Origin of the sequence: Cohnella luojiensis, assembly GCF_004564235.1 — a bacterium.
Taxonomy (GTDB): Bacteria; Bacillota; Bacilli; order Paenibacillales; family Paenibacillaceae; genus Cohnella; species Cohnella luojiensis.
In genome coordinates this window covers 49299-72427 of sequence record NZ_SOMN01000009.1, presented here as the reverse complement: position 1 = coordinate 72427, position 23129 = coordinate 49299, and the positions used below count along the sequence as shown (strand labels likewise).

At 51.0% G+C, this 23129-nt stretch carries 16 protein-coding genes; 15 read left to right on the top strand and 1 reads right to left on the bottom strand.

Annotated features, from left to right (window positions below):
* Positions 1-13: 13 nt before the first annotated feature.
* The 4 genes from E2980_RS09350 to E2980_RS09335 all read left to right on the top strand — a co-directional run bounded on the left by E2980_RS09350 (position 14) and on the right by E2980_RS09335 (position 7296).
* Positions 14-2026 (top strand): glycoside hydrolase family 43 protein, encoded by a 2013-nt coding sequence (locus E2980_RS09350; RefSeq protein ID WP_135151915.1) that lies wholly within the window; start codon positions 14-16, stop codon positions 2024-2026.
* Positions 2027-2217: 191 nt separating this feature from the next.
* A complete protein-coding gene (locus tag E2980_RS09345; protein WP_135151914.1) occupies positions 2218-3900 on the top strand; it encodes an extracellular solute-binding protein in 1683 nt (560 codons plus the stop codon).
* 26 nt (positions 3901-3926) lie between these two features.
* A complete protein-coding gene (locus E2980_RS09340) occupies positions 3927-5672 on the top strand; it encodes a sensor histidine kinase (protein ID WP_135151913.1) in 1746 nt (581 codons plus the stop codon).
* Positions 5665-7296, top strand: a complete 1632-nt coding sequence (locus E2980_RS09335; RefSeq protein WP_135151912.1) for a response regulator transcription factor — start codon at positions 5665-5667, stop codon at positions 7294-7296. Before E2980_RS09340 ends, E2980_RS09335 begins: the two co-directional genes overlap by 8 nt.
* 62 nt (positions 7297-7358) lie before the next feature.
* On the opposite strand, the gene E2980_RS09330 is transcribed toward E2980_RS09335, so the two are convergent.
* Entirely contained in the window at positions 7359-8105 is a 747-nt protein-coding gene (locus tag E2980_RS09330) for a response regulator transcription factor (protein ID WP_240702959.1), read from the bottom strand.
* A 285-nt stretch (positions 8106-8390) separates the two neighbouring features.
* Between E2980_RS09330 and E2980_RS09325 the strand changes: the two genes are divergently transcribed.
* The 11 genes from E2980_RS09325 to E2980_RS09275 all read left to right on the top strand — a co-directional run bounded on the left by E2980_RS09325 (position 8391) and on the right by E2980_RS09275 (position 23124).
* Positions 8391-9776 (top strand): ABC transporter substrate-binding protein, encoded by a 1386-nt coding sequence (locus E2980_RS09325; protein WP_135151910.1) that lies wholly within the window; start codon positions 8391-8393, stop codon positions 9774-9776.
* A 131-nt stretch (positions 9777-9907) separates the two neighbouring features.
* A complete protein-coding gene (locus E2980_RS09320; protein WP_135151909.1) occupies positions 9908-12805 on the top strand; it encodes an extracellular solute-binding protein in 2898 nt (965 codons plus the stop codon).
* A 17-nt stretch (positions 12806-12822) separates the two neighbouring features.
* Positions 12823-13779: a carbohydrate ABC transporter permease gene (locus E2980_RS09315; RefSeq protein ID WP_135151908.1), complete on the top strand. Its 957-nt coding sequence runs from the start codon at positions 12823-12825 to the stop codon at positions 13777-13779.
* A 14-nt stretch (positions 13780-13793) separates the two neighbouring features.
* Complete coding sequence (locus tag E2980_RS09310) at positions 13794-14657, top strand: carbohydrate ABC transporter permease (RefSeq protein ID WP_135151975.1); 864 nt, start codon at positions 13794-13796, stop codon at positions 14655-14657.
* A 16-nt stretch (positions 14658-14673) separates the two neighbouring features.
* Positions 14674-16131: an NHL repeat-containing protein gene (locus E2980_RS09305; RefSeq protein WP_135151907.1), complete on the top strand. Its 1458-nt coding sequence runs from the start codon at positions 14674-14676 to the stop codon at positions 16129-16131.
* Positions 16118-16750 carry a Yip1 family protein gene (locus E2980_RS09300; protein ID WP_135151906.1) on the top strand — a complete coding sequence of 211 codons (633 nt, stop codon included), beginning with the start codon at positions 16118-16120 and terminating at the stop codon, positions 16748-16750. Before E2980_RS09305 ends, E2980_RS09300 begins: the two co-directional genes overlap by 14 nt.
* A gap of 16 nt (positions 16751-16766) precedes the next feature.
* Entirely contained in the window at positions 16767-19319 is a 2553-nt protein-coding gene (locus tag E2980_RS09295; protein WP_135151905.1) for a DUF5696 domain-containing protein, read from the top strand.
* Between the two features lie 5 nt (positions 19320-19324).
* Entirely contained in the window at positions 19325-20227 is a 903-nt protein-coding gene (locus E2980_RS09290; RefSeq protein ID WP_420808635.1) for a carbohydrate ABC transporter permease, read from the top strand.
* Positions 20220-21158: a carbohydrate ABC transporter permease gene (locus E2980_RS09285; RefSeq protein WP_240702951.1), complete on the top strand. Its 939-nt coding sequence runs from the start codon at positions 20220-20222 to the stop codon at positions 21156-21158. Before E2980_RS09290 ends, E2980_RS09285 begins: the two co-directional genes overlap by 8 nt.
* 92 nt (positions 21159-21250) lie before the next feature.
* Positions 21251-22072 (top strand): alpha/beta hydrolase, encoded by an 822-nt coding sequence (locus E2980_RS09280; protein ID WP_135151903.1) that lies wholly within the window; start codon positions 21251-21253, stop codon positions 22070-22072.
* Between the two features lie 32 nt (positions 22073-22104).
* On the top strand, positions 22105-23124 hold the full coding sequence (locus tag E2980_RS09275; RefSeq protein ID WP_240702950.1) for an endo-1,4-beta-xylanase: 1020 nt from the start codon (positions 22105-22107) through the stop codon (positions 23122-23124).
* The last annotated feature ends 5 nt before the right edge of the window (positions 23125-23129 follow it).

The window sequence follows — 23129 nt, the reverse complement described above, 5'->3', positions numbered from 1 at the left end:
AGGCCGACGCTCTATGCTTTTAACCAAGAAGAAGCTCATGATCGTTCTCTCGCTCGTGCTGGCTTGCGTAGCTGCCCTTCTCTGGATGGTCATCTCGTCTCATCATTCGAATTCCGATTCTGCTAATAGCAACGGCGTACCGGCAGGAAGCCATACGTCGAACGTGTCGATGGCTTATTTGCAGGAAGAAGGCATTCAGCTTAGTATGGAAAAGGATACGACCTATGACTTGCATTTACTGATGGACGAACTTCCGGACACTGAGCCGGTCTATAGGATTCATGCAACCGTAGTTTTGCCTGCGGAGCTTGAGGTCATCGGCTTCTCTCCGAATCGAAACAATCTGCAGGCAACCCAGGCTACGTTCAATCAGACGGGCAGTGTTGCGGAGCTTACGATCCGCAACGCCGACGATACGGCAATAGCCTATGCTAACCGGGATGCAAGCAAGGAGTTGGCGACCATTACGATAAGATTGAATAAAGAATTGGCAAAGACCTATCAGGAGGAGATTAAAATGAGTAATTTCGAGATCGAATTCAACGACCATAATACCGCTGCCTATGACATTAGCGGCGCGGCTGCCAAGGTAAATTACACGCAGCCTGCCAGCGCGGTCGGCAAGCTTCCTCCGAACGGAAACCCGCTTGTATCCCATAAGTTCGGCGCGGACCCTTACGCTCTCGTATACGGAGATCGCGTTTATGTGTACATGACGAACGACGTGCTGGAATACGATGCCGACAGCAACGTGAAAGACAATACTTACGGCAATATCAACAAAATATCGGTCATTTCCTCGGACGACTTGGTCAACTGGACCGATCATGGGGAAATTCCGGTTGCCGGTCCGCAAGGCGCGGCTAAATGGGCAACGCAATCGTGGGCGGCGGCGGCCACGCACAAAGTGATAGACGGCAAAGATAAATTCTTCCTCTATTTCGCCAACAACGCAAGCGGGATCGGCGTATTGACGAGCGACAGTCCGACCGGACCTTGGATAGATCCGATCGGTAAAGCGTTAGTAACCAGATCGACGCCGGGTGTTGAGGGCGTAACCTGGTTGTTCGACCCGGCGGTGCTCGTAGACGACGACGGCAAGGCCTATCTCTATTTCGGAGGCGGCATTCCGGAAGGCAAAGACGAAATGCCGGATACCGCGCGAGTAATGGAACTGGGCCCGGATATGACCAGCGTGCTGGGCGAAGCAAAGATGATCCCGGCGCCGTTCATATTCGAGGATGCCGGTATCAACAAAAACAACGGCACTTACTACTATACGTACTGTTCCAACTTCTATGGCGGAACCCGCCCGGAAGGCAGTCCCCCCGCAGGTGAAATCGCGTACATGACGAGCGACAATCCGATGGGGCCGTGGACGTATCAGGGATCTATCCTGAAAAATCCGGGCCACTTCTTCGGAGTCGGAGGCAACAATCACCACGCGATGTTTCAGTTCAACGGCGTTTGGTATATCGCGTACCACGCGCAGACGTTGTCTAAGGCGATGGGCGTTCCGAAGGGCTACCGTTCCACGCAATTGAACAAAGTTTACTTCGGCGAAGACGGCTCCATTCAAGAGATTAAAGCGGATTACGAAGGCGTTCCGCAGGTCAAGCCGTTTAATCCTTACCGCCGTGTCGAGGCAGCTACGATCGGCTGGAACGCCGGAGTTGCAACGGAAAAGCTCGCTGGTGAAGGCGGACAGCAGCAGATGGTCGTATCCGATATCGACAATGCGGATTGGATCGCCATGTCCAAGGTCGATTTCGGAGACGAAGGGGCATCGACGTTCGTCGCCTCGGTATCCGGTGCGAAGGATCCCGCATCCATCGAGCTGCGTCTTGACTCGCCGGACGGGAAGCTGATCGGAATGCTCTCCGTGTCGCCGACAGCCGAAGACTCCTGGACCGAATTTACGACGAATGTTTCGGGTGCGGAAGGCACACACGATTTGTACTTTATTTTCAGGGGCGCAACCGGCGAAAATCTGTTCAAGCTTATGAGCTGGCAGTTCAGCGAATAAGAGAGAGCTCCGATCGCAGGAGCCGCACGTTAAAGTGCGGCTCTTTTCGTTGCCGCCTGAACCCAAATAGGTAAAGATCGGGTAATGAAATCATGATATGCATCTTGTTTTATCGCAGGATAGCTTGGATAATAATTTTATTTATAATAGGAAAGTTATATCCTAAAGCTGCATTCGTACAGGAGGCGACTATGAAAAAGGTTAAATCCAATGCTAGGCTGATCCTTACTGCCTTATCCTCGATTGTTCTTCTAACGACATGCTTTCAAGATAACGGCGCGAATATGAAGCCGATTCCTGAGCAGCGTACGGATGAAATCGCATCTGGTGACCCGTCGCTAAGTAAATATAATCCGCCGATCGAGCTCACGTTCGTGAGAGAGACAGGCGGCTTGGACGATTTATTAAAGCAGTTTCCGGGAGAAACTCTGGAAGATAACCGGTGGAGCCGGCTTTATGAACAAGAGCTGGGCGTTCAAATCAAGTACGACTGGGTTGCCCAAGGGAATCAATATCGTCAAAAGCTTGGCTTTTCGCTTGCCACCGGAAAAATCCCGGACATCGTGCGAGTGGATGCGCAGCAGCTGAGACAGCTTAGCAACGCCGGACTGATACAAGATTTGTCCGATGTTTACGTCAAATACGCCTCCCCGTTCACGAAAAGAATCCTCAGCCAGGAAGGGAGCGGCCCGTTCGAAGCTGCTACAGTCGACGGAAAGCTGATGGGAATTCCGGAATCGTCTTCTTCCATTGAGGGAGCGGTATACTTATGGATCCGAACCGATTGGTTGGATAACCTCGGACTGCAACCGCCGCGTACCATGGAAGATTTACTCGCGATTTCGAAAGCGTTTACAGAGGATGACCCGGATCGGAACGGAATGAAGGATACGTTCGGACTCGCGGTGACGAATTATATTTGGGATCCCGTGGCGGGGTTAAAGGGCTTCATGGCGGGATACGGTGCCTATCCGAACCTATGGTTGAAGAATGCACACGGAAGTCTCGTCTACGGGGGCATTCAGCCCGAAGTCAAAACAGCGTTAAAAGCGCTTCAGGAATTGTATGGCAACGGTCAAATCGACAGCGAATTCGCGATGATGGACGGAAATAAAGTCCGGAGTAAAGTGGCAAAAGGAAAGATCGGGATCGCATATGGAGAGCAATGGAGCTCTTTTTGGTTGCAACCGAGCCGCGAAAATCCGAAGGCGCAGTGGCAGGCGTTTCCGATCGTCTCTATCTCGGACCAACTGCCAAAGGTGCCGCTGCCGTTTAACACGAGCCAGTACATAGCCGTAAGAAAAGGATACGAGCATCCTGAAGTGATCGTGAAGCTGATCAATTTGCATTTGGATAAAAACTGGGGAGCTACGGCTGAATATCAGACCTATTACAGTACCCCGTATCCTGCGTGGCAGCTGTCTCCTGTTACGCCGTTTCCGCCCAAGAAAAACTTGGAGGCGTACCTTCAGCTTGACGAAGCCCGTCGTACCGGCAATCAATCGGGTTTAAAGGATGAGGCCAAGGCCATTCAGAAGAATATAGAGACGTATATGTCGAGAAGCGCGAATAAAGAAACGGGGTGGGGCTGGGAACGGACGTACGGCCCTTCGGGAGCGTTCGCGATTCTCGACCAATACGAGAAAAATAACCAGCTGTTATACGAGAGCTTCACGGGCGGTCCGACGGAGACGATGATCGAGAAGCAATCGATTCTGAATAATTTGCTTTTCGATACCTATATCAACATCATTCTTGGACGTCCGATCGAGGATTTCGACCGATTCGTAGAAGAATGGCGCCGACTTGGCGGGGACTGGATTACAGTCGAAGTTAACCAATGGTTTTCGAATAGAGGCCGCAATATGAAGTAACAGGCACTCGCATCGGAGGAGTCTACTTGCTCAAATTTCCTGCTAGTTCGTTTCGCAAGACCCTCTTCGTAAGACTGGTCGTTACTTATTTGATCGTTATTCTCCCGGTTATTTTATTGGGGGTGTACTTGTATAACTGGAGCTACAGGAACGCAAGCCAAGATCTTTCCAAGGCGACATTGTCCCAGTTATCCGATTATCTTGGGGACTTGAACCGCGAGATCGATTGGATGGAAATTCAGCAGTTCGATCTGCTGGAGGACAGCGATCTGAACAAAATGGCCGTGACGTGGGACATGATGGACAGCGTCGAAAGACGAACGAGCACGAATTATTTGGTGCATCGGCTCACGACTTTAAAAAGCAGCAGCGCCTATATTAAAGATGTCGAAGTGCATATTCGTTCCATTAATAAGAACGTTTCGGCCAGCAACGCCGTGCATGATTTCGATGAGGAAAGCTTTAACTATTTTCGTTCTATCGCTTACAAGAAAGAAAACCGCCTGATCAATTATAACAACGCTCTTCACCTTGGCGTTTCCAAGCAAGGCGGAATAAAAGGGGAGGAGCCTCTTTTCATCGTACAGATTGAATTGGATACGCAGAAGCTGAAAGATTCGTTGCGACAAGTCAATATGTATCCCGAAAGCCGGTCGTTCCTGCTACTGGAATCGTCTGAATTTTCTATAGGAAGCGACGGGGAATCGGATAAGATGCTTCAAAGCTATATGGAAGCCGTGAAGGGGAAGAACGGGAATGCGTCCGTATTCACGGTGGAAGGCCAGAGATATCATATCGACGCGGTGCATTCCGATACTTTGGCTCTGTCCGTCGCGACCTACCTGCCGGAGGAAGCTGTCAAAAGACCATTGAACAAGTTCGTAACCTGGGCTTGGTTATTCGCCTTCACGTCTTTTTGTGCCATTATCATTTATTCTTTTTCCACGTACCGGTTCGTTCATAAGCCTCTATTGCTTCTTGTACAGAGCTTTAGAAGAATGGAGGGCGGCGCATTAGACATCCAAATCGAACATAAGCAAAAGGACGAATTCGGCTATTTGTACAATCGATTCAATCTTATGCTGAGGAAGCTGCAAGCGCTGATCGATCAGGATTTCAAACAGAAGCTGATGATGCAGAGGTCGGAATTAAAGCAGCTGCAATCGCAGATCAACCCTCATTTTCTGTACAACAGCTTCTTTATTCTGAACTCGCTCGCTAAAACCGGCGATTTGGAGAGGATCGAACAATTCACGATCATGCTCGGCGAATATTTTCGGTTCATCACGCGCAACGGCGAAGACAACGTGAAGCTGGCGGAAGAAATCAAACATTCACGCATGTATACCGAAATCCAAAAGCTCCGTTTCTCAAGACGGATTCGTGTGCGATTCGACGAATTGCCCGAGGATATGGAAGCGATCCGCGTTCCTAGGCTGATCATTCAGCCTCTGATCGAGAACGCGTATGAGCATTGCCTCGAGAAAATGACGGAGGAAGGCCAGCTTCGTGTTACGTTTGAAAGCGCACCTGCCGAAGCTAGCATTATCGTCGAGGACAATGGCAGCATGAGCGATATCGAAATCGAGGCGTTGAGTGAACGGTTAATCCATTCGAACGAATCCCACGAAATGACGGGCATGATCAACATTCATCGGAGAATTCTACTTATTTACGGCGAAGGAAGCGGTTTGTTTCTTTCCAGAAACGAGCTGAACGGTCTGAAGGTCACGGTACGAATCAAGCTGGGGGAGGTTGAAGGCCATGTATAGACTGTTGATCGTCGATGACGAAGAGATTATTACGGATAGTCTATATGAGGTGTTCGCGAAGCTCATGCCGGACGAATTGGACGTATGCAAAGCCTATTCCGCAACAGAAGCGTTGAATTGGATGTCGCGTACCCGAATCGATATCGTCTTGACCGATATAAGCATGCCCGGAATGAACGGATTGGAATTAACCGAAGAAATTCATGCCTATTGGCCAAGATGCAAAGTGATCTTCCTAACCGGTCACAGCGAGTTCGATTATGCCTATAAAGCGATTCAAATGCACGAAGTCCGATATTTGCTGAAAACGGAAGGTTACGATAAAGTCATGCAAACCGTGCAGGGAGTCATAGACGAGATCAATCGCGGCAATCAAATGAGCGAGCTTGTCGAACAGTCCCGCGAACAAAAGCTCGCCCTTGAACTGATGGCGCAAAGGGACTATTTCATGCACCTGCTTCAAGATAGTCCTGTTCTTTGCAGGGATCAAGAGACGCTCGCCAAGGAGTTCCGCTCGTTGAATATCCGATTGGATCCGACCTTTCCCGTTGTGCTGGTCATCGGCCGCTTGTCTTATCCCGCGGACACCTCCTATAGCGAAAGAAGCCGGATCGTTCATGCCTCCGAAAGGATATGGAATTCGTGTTTGTCCGAACAAGCCCGTTATGTCGGTAACATAGATAAACACGGGGATAACGTATGGTTTCTTCAGCCATCCCAGCATGCAGCGGAGAAGTTCGACAGTCACTTCATTCGTTATTTGGAGGGTACGCTGGAGCTCGTCCAGGAGACAGTCTTGATAGCGTTGGGACTGACGACGGTATTCGCTGTAAGCGGCGCATCCAACGCTTGGGAAGCGATCACCCCGCAATACGAACGGCTGCGTCAGTTGCAGCAGTTAAAGCATAGCGAGGGGATATCCGTCATTATCACGGACCGCATCGATCAGCCGGAAGCTTCGGAAATAAAGGGTACGCATTCGATCAGCCAAAAGGCAGAGATCATGGCGGCGCACATTGAAGCCGATAGGAAAGTGAAGTTCGATGAGTGCTTGGATGAAGTGACGACGAGATTATCGCAAGCTGATGCAAATGTGCAGCAAACGATCGAGGCGTATTATTCGATCGCGCTCGTGCTCTTTTCATATATCAATCGATGGGGACTTCATCGGCAAATCTGCGACTGCGGAAAGCTGATGCGTCTCGATAACCATCTCTCCATAAAAGAGGCCTTCCAATACTTGTCCCAAATCGCGGATAGCATCTTCAGCATTAAGCGGCTTGACGAGAAGGATAGGGCATCCGGCATCATCGATCAGATCTGTCAATTCATCCATGATCATCTTAGCGAGGATTTGTCCTTGGTAAGATTGGCGGAGATCAACTATTTCAATCCAACCTATTTATCCCGTTTCTTCAAACAGGAGCGAAGCATCAATTTGTCCGAGTACATTGATCGATGCCGCATCAAGAAAGCGATGGAGCTTCTTAGAGACGGGGATCTCAAGGTGAGAGAGGTAGCGGTTTCCGTCGGTTACGAGGCAGCGCATTCCTTCACTCGCTTCTTTAAGAAGGAGACGGGCATGACTCCTCAAGAGTATCGGGATACAATTCCTATCGGTTGAAATCGATAAGCGGCAGTCTAGGACGTTATCGCGTCCAAGGCTGCCGCTCTTTTTTGCTGGTTTTACGCGGTAATTAATGCTTGCTTCCTGTACTCGTTAGCGCTCGTTCCCGTATATTCCTTGAACTTTTTATAGAACCAATCGATTTCCATATATCCGACATGGTTAGCGACTTCGTAGATGCGCATGTCTGTCTGTTCAAGCAGCCGTTTGGCTTTTTCCATCCGTTGCTGAAGCAAATATTCGTTGAATAACATTTTTTCTTCGTTTTTAAACTTTTGGCCCAAGTAAGCGCAATTAAAGTGCAAGGAATCCGATATTCTTTTGAGCGATACGTTCTGGTGCAACTCTTCTTGCACGTATTTTTTGACCACATCGATGATCGAGGATTGCGGTTGGCGCTTCCACTGTATAGAGGCGATGAGGGGACTGTTCATTACCGTCTTCCCATTAAGCTCCTCCAGAACGGCTTGCAGGCTTGCGACTAAATCGGACGGCTGAACGGGATCGGCCAAGTAATCACTTACTTGATAGGTTAAAGCTTTCCTTGCGAGATTGAAGTCATGATCGCCGCCAATGACGATGATAGGTATGCGACTGAATTGCCGTATTTGACCGCAAAGCTGTAATCCGTCTGATTGTAAGCGCTTAATATTTATGAGCACAAGTGAGAAACGTTGCGTGTCAATAAAGGATAGGGCGTCGCCGGCATTATCGGCATAGGATTGGATAACAAAGCCCAATTGACCCCAGTCGAGCATCTGTTGAGTGTTCTCCCTCGACCGCATGTTCGGATCTACAAGCAGCACATTATGCAAGTTAAGTACCTCACTTTCAGAAGAAATAGCCAGCTTTTTGAATGAAGAAGGCTTAGGGTGCGATGACTACACTTATTATTATTATCAACTCCCGGGCAGCGAGACAATGTGCATCTCTTGACACCTGGTGCATTTGTTTACCTCTTCAACAAAGTGTTCTGTAAGCGGTAACAAACCTATAAATCAACGGGTGAAACACCTGAATACTGGCAGGTTGTGGGTAAAAAATGTAAGCGTTACACTTTTCGGTGTAATCCAATCTTAGGGGGGTATAACATGCGTAACAAGAAGTTTGCAACAACGTTAGTGAGCTTGTTGATGGTCAGTGTATTGGCTGCTTGCGGTGGCGGTAACAACAGCAATAACAGCAGTGCCAGCCCAAGCGATGCGCCTAGCAGCTCGGCTGCGACCGAGCCGTCCGCGTCCGCAAGCGCTTCCGCATCGGAAGAGGTCGAGCAAGGCACGCCCGACATGGATTTCGACTTGGGTGGCAGAACGATCAAAGTAGTATCGTGGTGGGATATGGCGCCGCAGGAGAGAAATCCGGACGAAATCGCTAAGAAGCAAAACCTGGCAGAGCTAGAGAAGAAGCATAACTTCAAAATGGAGTTCGTTAACATCGACTACGGCGAATATCAAGAGAAGGTAACAGCATCCCTTCTTGCGGGAGAGCCGATCGGCGATATTGTAAGACTGGGCAGAAACTACGCGATTCCAGCGCTGGTGCAGCAGGATCTGCTGTGGCCGGTAGACGAGTACACGAAGAACGCTAATGCGTTCGATCAAGACGCGACGTATAAGTGGGGTCAGTACAACGGAAGAGGCTACTTGTTCTCAGAGGCTCGTGAAAACCTGGCTCAGGGCATCTTCTACAATAGAACGCTCATGAATCAGCTCGGCATTAAGTCGTTGCAAGAATATGTGAACGAAGATTCGTGGAATTGGGATACGTTCATCCAAGTCGCCAAAGACGCGAACAAAGATACGAATAACGACGGCAAGCTGGACACATGGGGTCTTGCGAACCCAGGCTTAATGGATCAGGCTCTTTATTCCAACGGTGCGGCTCTCACGGTCGGCGACAAACAGACGCTGGATGATCCTAAGACGGTCGAAGCGCTTAATTTCGTGTCCCGAATCGCGACCGAGAAGGTAGCAAGACCGACGGAAGGCGGAGACTGGACGGAGGCAGGCCAATTTTACCGTCAAGGCAACACGCTCATGTACACTGGCGCAATGTGGGAAATCGGCGGTTTGAAGACGGACATGAAAGATTACGACATCGGCTTCGTTCCATTCCCGAAAGGACCGAGCGCTGATACCTACCATTCCCTGGAAGGCGCTTACCAGGCATTGTCGATTCCGAAGGCTGTCAAGGATCCGGATAAGCTCCTGTATATCTGGGAGAAATACAACGATATCGACTCCATCTATGATTACCAGGGTCAGGCAGGTTACGAACAAAATCTGTCTACCGAAGAAGATATCAACAATGCGAAGTTGTCCGCTGCAGGCTTGCTCGTTCTGGAACACTTTACGTACCCGAAATTCCCGTATTGGGAACTCAACGGCGATCTTATTAACGGAGAATCGGTATCGACGGTAATCGAGAAATACAAGACGCCTGCGCAAGCGGCAATTGACGAAGTTTACAAGAAATAATCTATAAGAGCAAGTTCAAAAGATGGCTTTTTGAACAACCTCTATAAGCAGCCACTAGTCCCCGTTTAGATCCTTTCTATAATGGGGACTATTATTGAATTTCGATCTCTTGCCGCAGGAGGGGAGAAGCGTTGAAGATTTTGAAGAAGAAATACGGAACGATCATTCTCGTGCTTGTCATCTTTTTTCTATGCGTTTGGGCGTTCTACCCTTCGGATCGCGCGGGTATCGGACGCATTCAGGCTATGCCTGATTTCGTTGCGATTACTGATTCGGATGTACAGGACGGGTATGGCGCCTATTTGAATAACGCCTCGACTGCAGAACGGCCTGCCCAAGTTATTCGAATTGAGGGTGAAAGTTACTCTAAGACAGATGGGGAAGGATTCGAGGTCGCGGATCAGTACCAAGGCTTGGATGGAAAATCCGTGATAACGCCGGATACGGGATCGATCAGTTGGGATGTTAATATCGATAACCCTGGCTTGTACAACGTTAGAATCCACTATTATCCGATCAAAGGCAAAAGTGCGTCAATCGAGAGGGAGTTCTCCATCAATCAGGAAGTGCCCTTCAAGGGCGCCGAAATCATTTTTTTCAAACGGCTTTGGGGCAATCGGGACGCGGAAATCAATCAGGACGACCGGGGCAACGATCTGCGGCCGAGACAAGTAGAGAAACCAGCATGGCAGCTCACAGCGTTCGCGGACAGCGACGGATATTACGACGAACCGTACCTGTTCAACTTCGGCAAGGGGGTTCAAACCCTTACGCTGACGGCGCTTAGAGAGCCTATGGCCATTGATTATATCGAGTTGTATCAGGATGAAAGCGTAAAGACTTATGCCGAGACGAAGAGTGAATACGAAGCCGCGGGCATCGGAGCCGCCAAGGATCAATTCCTTCTCGTTCAGGCGGAGGACGCCGTCTTGAAGTCTTCCCCGACGCTATATCCGGTCTCGGACCGATCGAGCGCAACGGTCATGCCGCAGGACGATTCGAAGATCAGAATCAATTCGATCGGAGGAACCAACTGGAAGCTGCCCGGTCAATGGATCGAGTGGGAAGTCGACGTGAAGGAAGACGGCTTGTATCAAATCGCCTTAAAGCGGAAGCAGGATCAGCTTCGGGGCATTTACGCCACGCGAAGCCTGATGATCGACGGCGAATACCCGTTCAATGAAATGAAGCGGATTCGTTTCGATTTCAGCATGGATTGGCAAATGGACGTACTAGGCGGCGATGAGCCTTATTTGTTCCATTTGACGAAAGGCAAGCATGTCATTCGTATGACGAATACGCTGGGCGATATCGCTCCGTTGCTTCAGACGATCGAATCGAGCGTGCTGGAGCTCAACGAGATGTACCGAAAGATCTTGATCATTACATCGAACACGCCTGATACGTATCGAGATTACCAACTGGAGAAACGGATTCCCAGCATGGTAGACGTGTTCAAGAAGCAAGCCGCAACGATTCAAAGCGTTGCCGATTATTTGGAACAAGCGACTGGGGAGCGTAGCGATAAAGTCGCCGTTCTTCACACGTTGGTTCGCCAGCTGAAAGAGATGGCCGACGAACCGGAGACGGTTGCCAAACGCCTCGGTTCGTTCAAAATCAACATCGGCGGTCTTGGCACATGGATCCTGACCGTCAGGGAGCAGCCGCTTAAGCTCGACTACCTTGTCGTCTCTTCGCCCGACCGGGAAGTTCCGAAGGCGGAAGCGTCATTCTTGGATACGGTGGGGCACGAGCTCGGCGCCTTCGTCGCGTCGTATACCGAAGACTACGACAGCATCGGCAATATCGGAGACAGCGACCGTTCGGTCAACGTCTGGATTACGACGGGACGAGACCAGGCGCAAGTACTTAAAGGCTTAATAGACGAAACTTTCACGCCGGAGACGAACATTTCGGTGCATCTCAAGCTTGTTCCGGGCAATATATTGCTTCCCGCGACGCTCGCCGGCGAAGGCCCGGACGTCGCGATGCAGATCGGCGAAGACGTGCCCGTCAACTACGCGATGCGTAAATCCGCGGCCGATTTGTCCGTTTTCCCTGATTTCAAGGAAATCGCCGCGCAATTCCGGGATAGCGCGCTGGAGCCATACAAATACAATGGGGGCATCTACGCTCTGCCTGAGCAGCAAACGTTCCCGATGCTGTTCTATCGCAAGGATATACTCAAGGAATTGAATTTGGAGCCTCCGGAAACTTGGCAGGACGTCTATAACATGATCCCCGTTCTGCAAAAGCACAACATGGATTTTTGGTTGCCGCTCGAGAATCCGACGAACAACGCGACGCTCGTTCCGAATGCAACGTTCTCTATGCTGCTCTATCAGAACGGAGGGCAATTCTACACGGACGACAGCAAGAATAGCGAGTTCGATTCCGACATGTCCATGGAAGTGTTCAAGAAATGGACGCAATTTTACACCAATTATAAGTTCCCGGTGATAGCGGACTTCCCAAACCGATTCCGGACAGGGGAGATGCCGATCGGCATTGCGGATTATACGACTTATAACATGCTGACGGTCATGGCGCCGGAAATCAAAGGCTTGTGGGACTTTACGATGGTTCCCGGCACGGAGATGGAAGACGGTACGGTCAACCATAATGTCGCCAGCCATACGACCTCCGTCTTGATGCTCGACAATTCGGACGACAAGCAGTCGGCATGGGAATTCATGAAATGGTGGACGGACATGGAGACGCAGGTCGCTTACGGACGCGAGATGGAAGGGCTGTTAGGAGAGTCGGCGCGTTATCCGACGGCCAATATCGAAGCGCTTCAGGAATTGCCTTGGCCGGTCAAAGATTATAAAAATTTGGAAAACCAATGGCAATGGGTTCAGGGAATCCCGCAAGTTCCTGGCGGCTATTTCACCGGCCGGCATCTGGACAACGCGTTCCGGAAAGTTATCAACGCCAATCAAAACCCGCGCGAATCGTTGTCGGATTATATCCTGTACATCAATAACGAAATCGCGGTCAAGCGAAAAGAATTCAACTTACCGAAATAGCATGGGGGTGAAAGACGATGCAAGCCGAAACATCGCATCCTACCGTACCGAACCTCATCCATACGAATAAGCCATCACGCTTGGCGCTAAAGTGGAAGGAAATGAAGAAAAGCAAGCATCATTACCTCTTGATGAGTCCCTACATGCTCATTTTCTTCACCTTTACCGTCATTCCCGTCGTTTTCTCGTTAATCTTGAGCTTCACTTACTTTAATATGCTCGAATTTCCGCGATTCGTCGGGCTGCAAAACTACTCGAGGCTGCTGCTGGACGATGACGTGTTCATGATCGCGTTAAAAAATACGCTATTGTTCGCGCTCATCACCGGTCCGATCAGCTATATCGCCTGTTTTCTGTTCGCGTGGATCATTAACGAGCTGTCGCCGAAAGTCCGCGCCTTCATGACGTTGGTCTTCTATGCGCCGTCGATTGCGGGGAACGTGTTTTTCATTTGGCTGATCGTTTTCTCGGGAGACAGGTACGGCTATTTGAACGGTTTTCTGATGAAATATGGATTTAAATTGGAACCGACTCTATGGTTAACGACCGAAAAGTATATTCTTCCCATCATCATCATCGTCCAGCTGTGGCTTAGTCTCGGTACGAGCTTCCTGGCTTTTATCGCCGGCCTGCAGACGATCGACAAATCGCTGGTTGAAGCCGGCGCGATGGACGGAATCAAGAACAGGTGGCAGGAGCTGTGGTACATCACGCTGCCTTCCATGAGGCCGCAGCTGATGTTCGGCGCCGTTATGCAGATTACCGCATCGTTCGCGGTCGCCGACGTTTCGATCGCCCTGGCGGGATTCCCGAGCGTCAACTACGCGGGGCATACCATCGTTACCCATTTGATCGACTATGGCACGATTCGTTTCGAGATGGGATACGCATCCGCGATCGCAACGGTGCTCTTCCTCATGATGATCGGGGCTAACATGCTGACGCAAAAATTGCTGAGAAGGGTAGGTGAGTGACGTTGGGCGTCAAAATGCTCTCGGGCTTTCGGCTATCGAGAAAGCTCAATCGTTCGTTTACCGTCAGCTTTTTGCTGTTCCTGCTCCTGGCCGTATTCGGTTGCTTCATGGCGCTGCCGTTGATTTTTGCGGTGAACAATGCTTTTAAGCCGCTTGACGAGCTGTTCATCTTCCCTCCGCGCATGTTCGTGAACAATCCGACCGCGGATAACTTCTACGACTTGTTGGCGCTAATGGGAAATTCGTGGGTGCCGCTCTCCCGTTATATCGCCAATACGCTGTTCATTACGGTAGTCGGTACCGTGGGACATATTCTGCTCGCGTCAGCCGCTGCTTACCCGCTGGCGAAATACCGGTTCCCGGGCTCCAAAACGCTCTTTAATATCGTCGTATTATCCTTGATGTTCTCAGTGGCGGTTACCTCTATTCCAAACTATATGGTGATGTCCTGGCTCGGATGGATCAATACGCACGCTTCGATCATTGTGCCGTCGCTCGCTTTCTCGCTTGGGCTGTTTCTGATGAAGCAATTCATGGAGCAAATACCGGACGCGCTCTTGGAAGCGGCCAAGATTGACGGAGCTGACGAGTACCGGATCTACTGGACGATCGTAATGCCGAACGTGAAGCCCGCGTGGTTAACGTTGATGATTTTGCAGTTCCCTATTCTGTGGGGAAGCGATGGCGGCAATTTCATCTACAGCGAGAATCTAAAGACGCTTCACTATGCGCTCGGTCAGATCACTCAGGGGGGGATTGCCCGGGCGGGCGTCGGAGCGGCGGTAGCGCTCATGCTGATGATCGTTCCGATCACGCTCTTCATCATCTCCCAGAGCAGCGTCATTCAGACGATGGCGACTTCCGGGATGAAAGAGTAGAAAGGATGCGTGCAAGATGTCGAAAAGCCTGCAAAGAGTTAAAGCATACATCCTCGTTGCGTTATGCGGCTTGCTTGGTGTCAGCGTCGGCGGCAATGCTGTCTACGCCGACGAGAGCGGCGGTTCCTACAATTATTCTGCAAGGGGAAATCCGGTCGCTTCGCCTTCGGCTTATCAGGCAACAACGCTGTTGACCGGCGAGAAGTTGGGCGCAGGCGCATTCAAAGAGCCCGCCGATCTTCATGTCACGGCGGATAAGCACATTTACGTGATGGACTCCGGCAACAACCGGATTGTCGTCTTGGATGAACAATTCAAGCTCGTCAGAACGATCGATTCTTTCAACCGTGATGGGCAAGCGGATACGTTCAACAACCCGCAAGGCCTGTTCGTAACGGATAACGGTCAAGTGTACGTGGCCGATACGGGGAACCAAAGAATCGTCCATCTCGATCCGGACGGCAAGCTGGTCCAGATCGTCGATTCCCCGGAGTCCGAGTCGCTGCCGGACGACTTCCAATTTCAGCCGGTTCGGTTAGTCGTGGACAAGGCGCAGCGGATCTACACGATGGCGACAGGCGTTTTCGACGGATTCATGGAATTCAGCGCCGACGGCACCTTTACTTCTTTCATTGGCGCCAATAAAGTACAATTCAGTCCGGCCGAGCGCTTCTGGAAGATGCTGTCGACAAAGGCGCAGAAGAGCCAGATGGTGATGTTCATTCCTACGGAATTTACGAATCTCGATATCGACGATCAAGGCTTCATCTATGCCACGAACGGACAAGGGTACGATGACGTGAAGAAGCTGAACGCGCACGGCAACGATATTCTGAGAAGAGAAGGGTATTTCGACCCGGGGGGCGATGTCTGGATCAGTTCCTACGTCGGCAGCCCGAGGCTCACCGATATTGATGTCACGGACAGCGATATCTACTCGGTTCTCGATGCCAAGAGAGGACGCATCCTCACGTACAATGGCGACGGGTATCTGATGTACGTGTTCGGCGAGCTTGGCAACCAGCTCGGCGAATTCAGTACACCGGTGGCGTTTGATCGGATCGGGGACGACTTCCTCGTGCTGGATAAGGCCCTGGGAGAAATTACGGTATTCGAAACGACGGAGTACGGCCGAGCACTCAACGAAGCGGTCAGAAGCTATTACAAAGGCGACGAGGAGCAGGCGAACCGGTTGTACGAGAAGACGACCCAAATGAACGCGAACTTGGATTTCGCCTATTCGGGGATCGGCAAAGCGAAGCTTCGTCAAGTCGACTACGCCGAGGCAATGGATTACTTCAAACGAAGCTTGGATCAGAAAAATTACTCGAAGGCGTTTCTTCTCTACCGCAAGCAAGTGCTTCGGGATCACTTTACCGAGATCGCAGCCGGCTTGATCGCGCTCGTTGCGTGCCTATACCTGTGGAGAAGATACCGGAAAGCGAAAGGGGGAAAGAAAGTTGTCGCCGCTTAGCAGAGAGTATAAATTCCCTTTTCATCTCATCGTGCATCCCTTTAAGGGTTTTTGGGATTTGAAATACGAACACAGTGGGAAGACGAGCCTCATCGTATCCTTCGCTATTTTGTTTCTGATGGTTGTTACGAACATCTTGCAAAGTCAGTACAGCGGATTCGTGGTCAACCTTTCCGACCCGGGCGACATGAACAGCATCATGGAAATCCTGTATGTGGTCATACCCGTATTGTTCTGGTGCGTGGCCAACTGGTCGCTCACGACGCTTATGGACGGAGAAGGGAGATTCGTCGAGATCTTCGTCTCGACATGCTATGCGCTGACTCCTATCGTCATCATTAACTTGCCTTGGGTGTTGCTCAGTAATTATATTTCGCTGCAAGAGGCGTCCTTTTATCATTTTTCCGGCAGCTTCGCGACCATTTGGTTCGTGTTCCTCTTATTCGTCGGAAACATGACGGTACATCAATTTACGCCGGTCAAGACGGTGTGGACTATTCTATTGACCGTCGTGACGATGGCATTCATGGCGTTCTTGTGCCTATTGTTCTTTAGTCTGATCCAGCAAATTGTAAGCTTCGTATATACGATATCCCAAGAGATTTCCTTGAGAAGCTAAGGAAGGAGGCATACCCATGAGGTTGGCCAGTAAGGCGCTGCTAATCGCGTGCTGCGCGGTCCTCATTCTCGTCGCAGGATGCAGCGATTCCGCATCGGACAATACAACGCAAGAGAGCGGTTCGGCCGTGACGGCCTTTACGCCGGGTAAAGAATTGAACGCGTACTTCACGGATGCTCGCGTCGCGAACATGAAGGGCGTCGCCGAGAACGATCGGCTGCGTTTGTTCGTCGACGAAGCATCGGGCGCCGTTGCCGTTCTGAACAAGAATACCGGCGCGATCTGGTATAGCAACCCGCCCGAACGGGAGTCGGATTCGCTTGCGTCGGGGGTTAACAAAGATTTATTGTCCTCTCAAATCAAGATGGATTTCTACAATAATCTCGGCCAAATCAGTTCGATCAATACGTATACGGACAGCGTTGTACACAAGCAGATCAAATTCGAACCGATACCTAATGGCGTAAGGGCGTCCTATCAATTTGGATCGGCCGTAAAATCGTTCGAAGATATGCCTCCGATGCTCAGCAAAGCCCGGTTAGAAGAATTGTCGAGCAAACTGAGTAAGACGGAACAACGCGCGCTGAATATCTCCTATAAGGAGGATACGGAGAAATCCGTGTACGTCCGAAACGATTCGGCGCTGCAAGGGATCCAGCTGGATCGGGCGCTCAAAGCGCTCAAGACCGCGGGTTATACGGAAGAGGATCTAATGAAAGACGCGGCCGAACTGAATATGGATCTGACGAAGCCGGAGCCGCGGATTTTTCAAGCTTCGATCGAGTACACCTTGGACGCCGATAGTCTTGTCGCCAAGATTCCCGTCTCCAGCATCTATTATCCCGAGGAATATCCGGTGAACATGGTTTCCATGCTGAGCTTTTTCGGCGCGGGAGGATCCGATGCGGAAGGCTCGATTTTTGTCCCGGACGGATCGGGGGCGCTCATCCGCTTCAACAACGGCAAAACCAAGTATCCGGCCTACCAGCAGCTCGTATACGGGTCGGACCAGACGGTTGACCGGACCGAGGATCCTTCGAGGGAGCAAGAAGTTAGACTGCCGGTTTTCGGAATGGTACGGGAAGGCGAAGCGTTCCTCGGCATTATCGAGGAAGGAGCGGCGGTGGCAACGATCAACGCGGACGTCGCGGGCAGACTGAACGGCTACAACTACGTGTATCCGAGCTTCTATGTGATCAATAAGGACGAGGTCACCTTGTTTGCGAACGAACAGCAGCGTTCGCTGCCGAAGTTCCAAGAACATCCGATGAAGACGGACTACACGGTACGTTACGCCTTCCTTAGCGGAAAAGAAGCCACCATCACAGGTATGGCGAAGTATTACCAGCAATACCTGCTGAAGAAGAACGGACTTCCGAAGCCGGAGACGAAGCCGGAGACGAAGGACGTCCCGTTCTACTTACAGTTGGTCGGCAGCATCACCAAGAAGAAACACTTCGCAGGCATTCCTTACACCACTCTCGAGTCGCTTACGACGTTCGATCAGGCGCAAAGCATCGTCACGCAGGCACAGCAGCGCGATATTCGCAACCTGAAGGTCAAATTCGCCGGCTGGTTTAACGGAGGACTTGATCACGAAGTTCCGGATCACGTATCGGTCGACAAAGCCGTCGGCGGGAGCAAAGGGTTTAAGGATTTCGCGTCGTTCGCAGAAGAGAAAGGCGTTTCTTTCTTCCCGGACGCCGCCTTTCTGGTCGCCAACTCGGGCGAAAGCTTCGACGAGTCGGACGATGCCTCGAGAACGCTCAGGGACGAACCCGCAATGCTGTTCCCTATTAACTTGGCTTTGAATCGACGGGATCGCAGCAAAGAGCCTTCCTTCGTCGTATCGCCTCGGCTTGTCGGACAGTACGTGGACACCATGCTTGAGAGCTTGCGCGACTATAAGGCCAGCGGCATTTCGCTGCGGGATATGACCGATTCTTTGAACAGCGATTATCGGGAAAATAAACAAATCGACCGGGTGGAATCCCAAGGGTTATCGACCCAAGCGCTCGGCAAGCTGCTCGGCGACAAGCTGGAGATCATGGGCAACGGAGGAAACGCATTCACGCTTCCATACTTGACGGACATTACGGACGCGCCGATGTCAAACAGCCGGTTCAAGCTCGAGGACGAAGAAGTTCCGTTCTATCAAATGGTCATCCACGGCTATATCGACTATACGGGCACGCCGTTCAATCTGTCCACCTATAACAATGTTAGACAGTACGTGCTCAAATGTCTTGAATATGGTGCGGGCGTGTACTTCGAGTGGATCCATGAACCGAACTTTAAGGTGAATGATACGGATAACGACAGGCTGTACGCCGTGAATTACGAGCTATGGATCGATCAAGCCGCTGAAATCTACAAGGAAGTGAACGGAGTTCTGGGCAGCGTCCAAGGCCAACGGATGATTTCGCACGAGAAGCTGAGCGAGGGCGTATTCAAAACCGTCTACGAGAACGGATCGTATGTTATCGTTAACTACAACCGTTCGCAAGCGCAGGTCGACGGCAAGACGATCGAAGCCGAAAGCTATGTATCGGGTGGTGAGCAATCTTGAAATTCATGCCGAAGCTCCGCTTAAGCCAGAGGACCTATGCGCAGAAGAAAGCAATGTGGGGCTTTATCTATGTCTTGCCATGGCTGTTAGGCTTTATCTTCTTTTTCTTTGTACCTTTGATCGCTTCGCTGCGATTCAGCTTGAGTAAGGTCGAAGCCAATGCCAAAGGCATCATTGTTAACTTCATCGGATTCGAGAATTACATTGAAGCGCTAACGGTCAATACGAGCTTTAACCGCATCTTGACGGAATCGATCACGAACATGGTCGTTAACGTGCCTATGATCGTCATCTTCAGCTTGTTCCTAGCGGTGCTGCTGAATCAGAAATTTCTCGGACGAACGTTCGCGCGCGCGATCTTCTTCCTGCCGGTCATTCTCGCTTCCGGCGTCATTATGGCGCTGGACAGCACAAGCTTGGTTCAGGCGATCAACGACGCGAATGAAGGCGGCAGCATCTCCCGCGGGCTGGGCAGCTTCGAGCTGGCGATGATGATGGAGGAAGCGGGCGTTAGCGAAAGCATCATCAATTATTTGACGGGCGCTGTGGATCGCATCTATCAGATCGTAAGCCAATCGGGCGTACAGATTCTCATCTTCTTGGCAGGCATTCAGACGATTTCGCCGCAGCTGTACGAGGCTTCCAAGATGGAGGGCGCAACCGGGTACGAAGCGTTCTGGAAAATTACGTTCCCGATGGTCAGCCCGCTCATTCTGGTGAACGTCATATACACGATCATCGATTCGTTCTCGAGGAACGCCATGACGGACTTGATTCGGGAAACCGGGTTCACTTCGTTTAACTTCGGGCTTAGCTCCGCGATGGCGTGGATTTACTTCTTGGCGGTGTCTCTGATCCTGCTGATCAGCTCCTATCTGATTTCAAGGAAGGTGTTCTACTATGATTAGAGCGAATATGATTCAGATGGCTGCCTGGCTGTTGGCCCGATTGCTATCGTTCCAATCCTGGAAAAGAGGGCTGTGGTCTTGCGTACGGCTCGGTCTGATCATGGGTCTGTCGTTCGTGATCATCTATCCGATTCTCCAGAAGATCGCCACGGCGATCAAGGACAAATCCGATCTGTATTCGCCGATCGTGATCTGGGTTCCCGAGCATTACACGTGGGATAATTTCAAGCAAGCCATAAGGATCATGGACTATTGGACGACACTGGGCAATACGTTCACCCTGTCGGTAATGACGACGGTTCTGACCGCGATTTCGTGCGCGTTCGCGGGTTACGGATTTGCCCGGTTGAAATTCAAAGGAAGCAATTTGCTGTTCATGGGAGTCATCCTGACGATCCTCGTGCCGCCGACGACGATTCTCATACCCGTGTATTTGAACCTGAAGGACTTGAATTTGTTGAATACGTATTGGCCGTTTATTCTCACGTCCATGACGGCGAATTCGATGAAGGCGGGACTCTATATCTTCATCTTCCGGCAATTTTTCAGGGGCATACCGAAGGAAGTCGAGGAAGCCGCCTATATTGATGGCGCGGGCGTCAGCAGGACTTTCACCAGAATTATGCTGCCTAACGCGCTTCCTTCCATCGTGACCGTGCTGCTCTTCGCGTTCGTATGGCAATGGAACGACAGCTTCTATACGACGACGTATTTGACGACAAGCAAAGTCATGTCGATTCAACTGTCTTCGCTGCCTTACAATCTGGGCATTATGCTGAGCGACGGCGTCTCTTCCAGAGCGGATCCGTTCTATCAGAGCATGGTGCTGGATACGGGCATGCTGCTCGCCATCTTGCCGCTCATCTTGATTTATATTTTCGTTCAGCGGTACTTTGTCGAAAGTGTCGAGCGGACGGGGATCGTTGGTTAACGTTCGTGCAGTCGCGCGATGCGGGCGGTTATGTCAAGCGGGTTTTCGCAGGTATTCTAGGAAGAAGATCATTCATTAGGAGAGTGACGCAGATGGCTTTAATGCAAGCGAGCTACTCTTCGAAATGCATGCGAAGAGAAGTGACGTTCAGCGCGTTGTTGCCTGTAGACGATATGGAAGAGTCGGAGAAGGGCGTCAAGCCGCTGAAGGCGTTATATCTTCTTCACGGCTATAAAGGCAGCCATACGGATTGGATCAACTTCTCGCAAATCCGAGAGTTCTCGGATCAGTATAACGTTGCCGTCTTTATGCCCTCGGGCGCGGACCGTTTCTACTTGGACGACGAGGAGAATGGCGAACTTTGGGGGGAATACACCGGGAACGAGCTTGTGGAGGTTACCCGCCGGATGTTTCCGCTCTCCCGCGAGCGCGAGGATACATGGATCGGCGGCTTATCCATGGGCGGTTACGGAGCGATTCGGAACGGATTGAAATATGCGGAGCGATTCGGCCGAATAATCGCTTTGTCATCGGCGCTCATTCCTTACACGATTGCGAACATCAAGCCGGGTTATCATAACGGGATCGAAGGTTATGACTACTACAGGAGCGTCTTCGGCGATCTTGACCGCTTGCTCGGCAGCGATAAAGATCCGGAGGCGCTGATCCTTCGGCTGAAGGAGACGAATTCGGCCATTCCGCAGATCTATATGTCCTGCGGCACCGAGGATTTCTTGTTGGACGTGAACCGCCGTTTCCACCATTTTATGAAACAAGAGCAGGTCGAGCATACGTATTATGAAGGGCCGGGAGGCCATACCTGGGAATTCTGGATCGAGACGGTCCGCGATGCGTTGGAGCGGGCTTCAGATGGGGGCACGTTGGAAGGCTTAGGGACAGAGCAATACGTTTAAAAATAAGCCAAGTAGAGAAGGAGAAGAGCATGGTGACGCAACAGAACTTTACGGGTGACATCCCGAATCTGCATGAAGTTTACAAGAAGCATTTTCGCATTGGCGCGGCGGTGAATCCGTTTACGTTGAATACGCAATCGGAGCTGCTTAAGCATCACTTCAACAGCATAACCGCAGAGAATGAAATGAAGTTCGAAAACTTGCAGCCCGTCGAGGGCAGCTATACGTTCGCGAATGCGGACCGATTGATCGATTTTGCGTCCGCGCATGGAATGGGGGTCAGGGGCCATACGCTCGTATGGCATAATCAGACCCCTGCGTGGGTGTTCGAGAACAAGGATGGCAGCGCGGTGGATCGCGAGACGCTGCTCGCGACGATGAAGGCCCATATTGAGACTGTCGTCTCACGGTACAAGGGGATTGTCTACGCGTGGGACGTGGTGAATGAAGCGGTGTCCGACAAGAGCGGGGAGCTGCTTCGTCCGTCCAAGTGGCTCGACATCGCCGGGGAAGATTTCATTGCCAAGGCGTTCGAATACGCGCATGAGGTTGACCCGAAGGCGCTATTGTTCTATAACGATTATAACGAGTCGGTGCCGGAGAAAAGGGACAAAATCTATAGTCTGGTTCGATCGCTGAAGGAGAAAGGAGTACCTATTCACGGCGTCGGGCTCCAAGCTCACTGGAATCTGAAGCACCCGTCCATCGACGATATTCGAGAGGCCATCGAACGATACGCAAGCCTTGGCGTGAAGCTTCACATTACGGAGCTGGACGTGTCCGTGTTCGAATTCGAGGATCGTCGAACCGATCTGACGGAGCCTCATGAAGCGATGCTGGACCAGCAGGCCGAGCGTTATCGCCAGTTTTTCGAGATCTTCAAGTCATACAGCGAGCATATCGAATCGGTGACCTTCTGGGGAGCGGCGGACGACTATACATGGCTGGATCATTTTCCGGTTCGGAACCGCAAAAACTGGCCGTTTCTCTTCGACGAGAAACATCGGCCTAAGCAATCGTTCTGGAATGTTATTGATGCGGCTAGTTCGTAAAAGGA

Bases quoted from the DNA above. Each gene is read 5' to 3' on its own strand.
- E2980_RS09350 (WP_135151915.1), top strand. From the start codon at position 14: ATGCTTTTAACCAAGAAGAAGCTCATGATCGTTCTCTCGCTCGTGCTG.
- E2980_RS09295 (WP_135151905.1), top strand. From the start codon at position 16,767: ATGAGGTTGGCCAGTAAGGCGCTGCTAATCGCGTGCTGCGCGGTCCTC.
- E2980_RS09305 (WP_135151907.1), top strand. From the start codon at position 14,674: ATGTCGAAAAGCCTGCAAAGAGTTAAAGCATACATCCTCGTTGCGTTA.
- E2980_RS09310 (WP_135151975.1), top strand. From the start codon at position 13,794: ATGCTCTCGGGCTTTCGGCTATCGAGAAAGCTCAATCGTTCGTTTACC.
- E2980_RS09335 (WP_135151912.1), top strand. From the start codon at position 5,665: ATGTATAGACTGTTGATCGTCGATGACGAAGAGATTATTACGGATAGT.
- E2980_RS09345 (WP_135151914.1), top strand. From the start codon at position 2,218: ATGAAAAAGGTTAAATCCAATGCTAGGCTGATCCTTACTGCCTTATCC.
- E2980_RS09315 (WP_135151908.1), top strand. From the start codon at position 12,823: ATGCAAGCCGAAACATCGCATCCTACCGTACCGAACCTCATCCATACG.
- E2980_RS09325 (WP_135151910.1), top strand. From the start codon at position 8,391: ATGCGTAACAAGAAGTTTGCAACAACGTTAGTGAGCTTGTTGATGGTC.
- E2980_RS09285 (WP_240702951.1), top strand. From the start codon at position 20,220: ATGATTAGAGCGAATATGATTCAGATGGCTGCCTGGCTGTTGGCCCGA.
- E2980_RS09280 (WP_135151903.1), top strand. From the start codon at position 21,251: ATGGCTTTAATGCAAGCGAGCTACTCTTCGAAATGCATGCGAAGAGAA.
- E2980_RS09290 (WP_420808635.1), top strand. From the start codon at position 19,325: ATGCCGAAGCTCCGCTTAAGCCAGAGGACCTATGCGCAGAAGAAAGCA.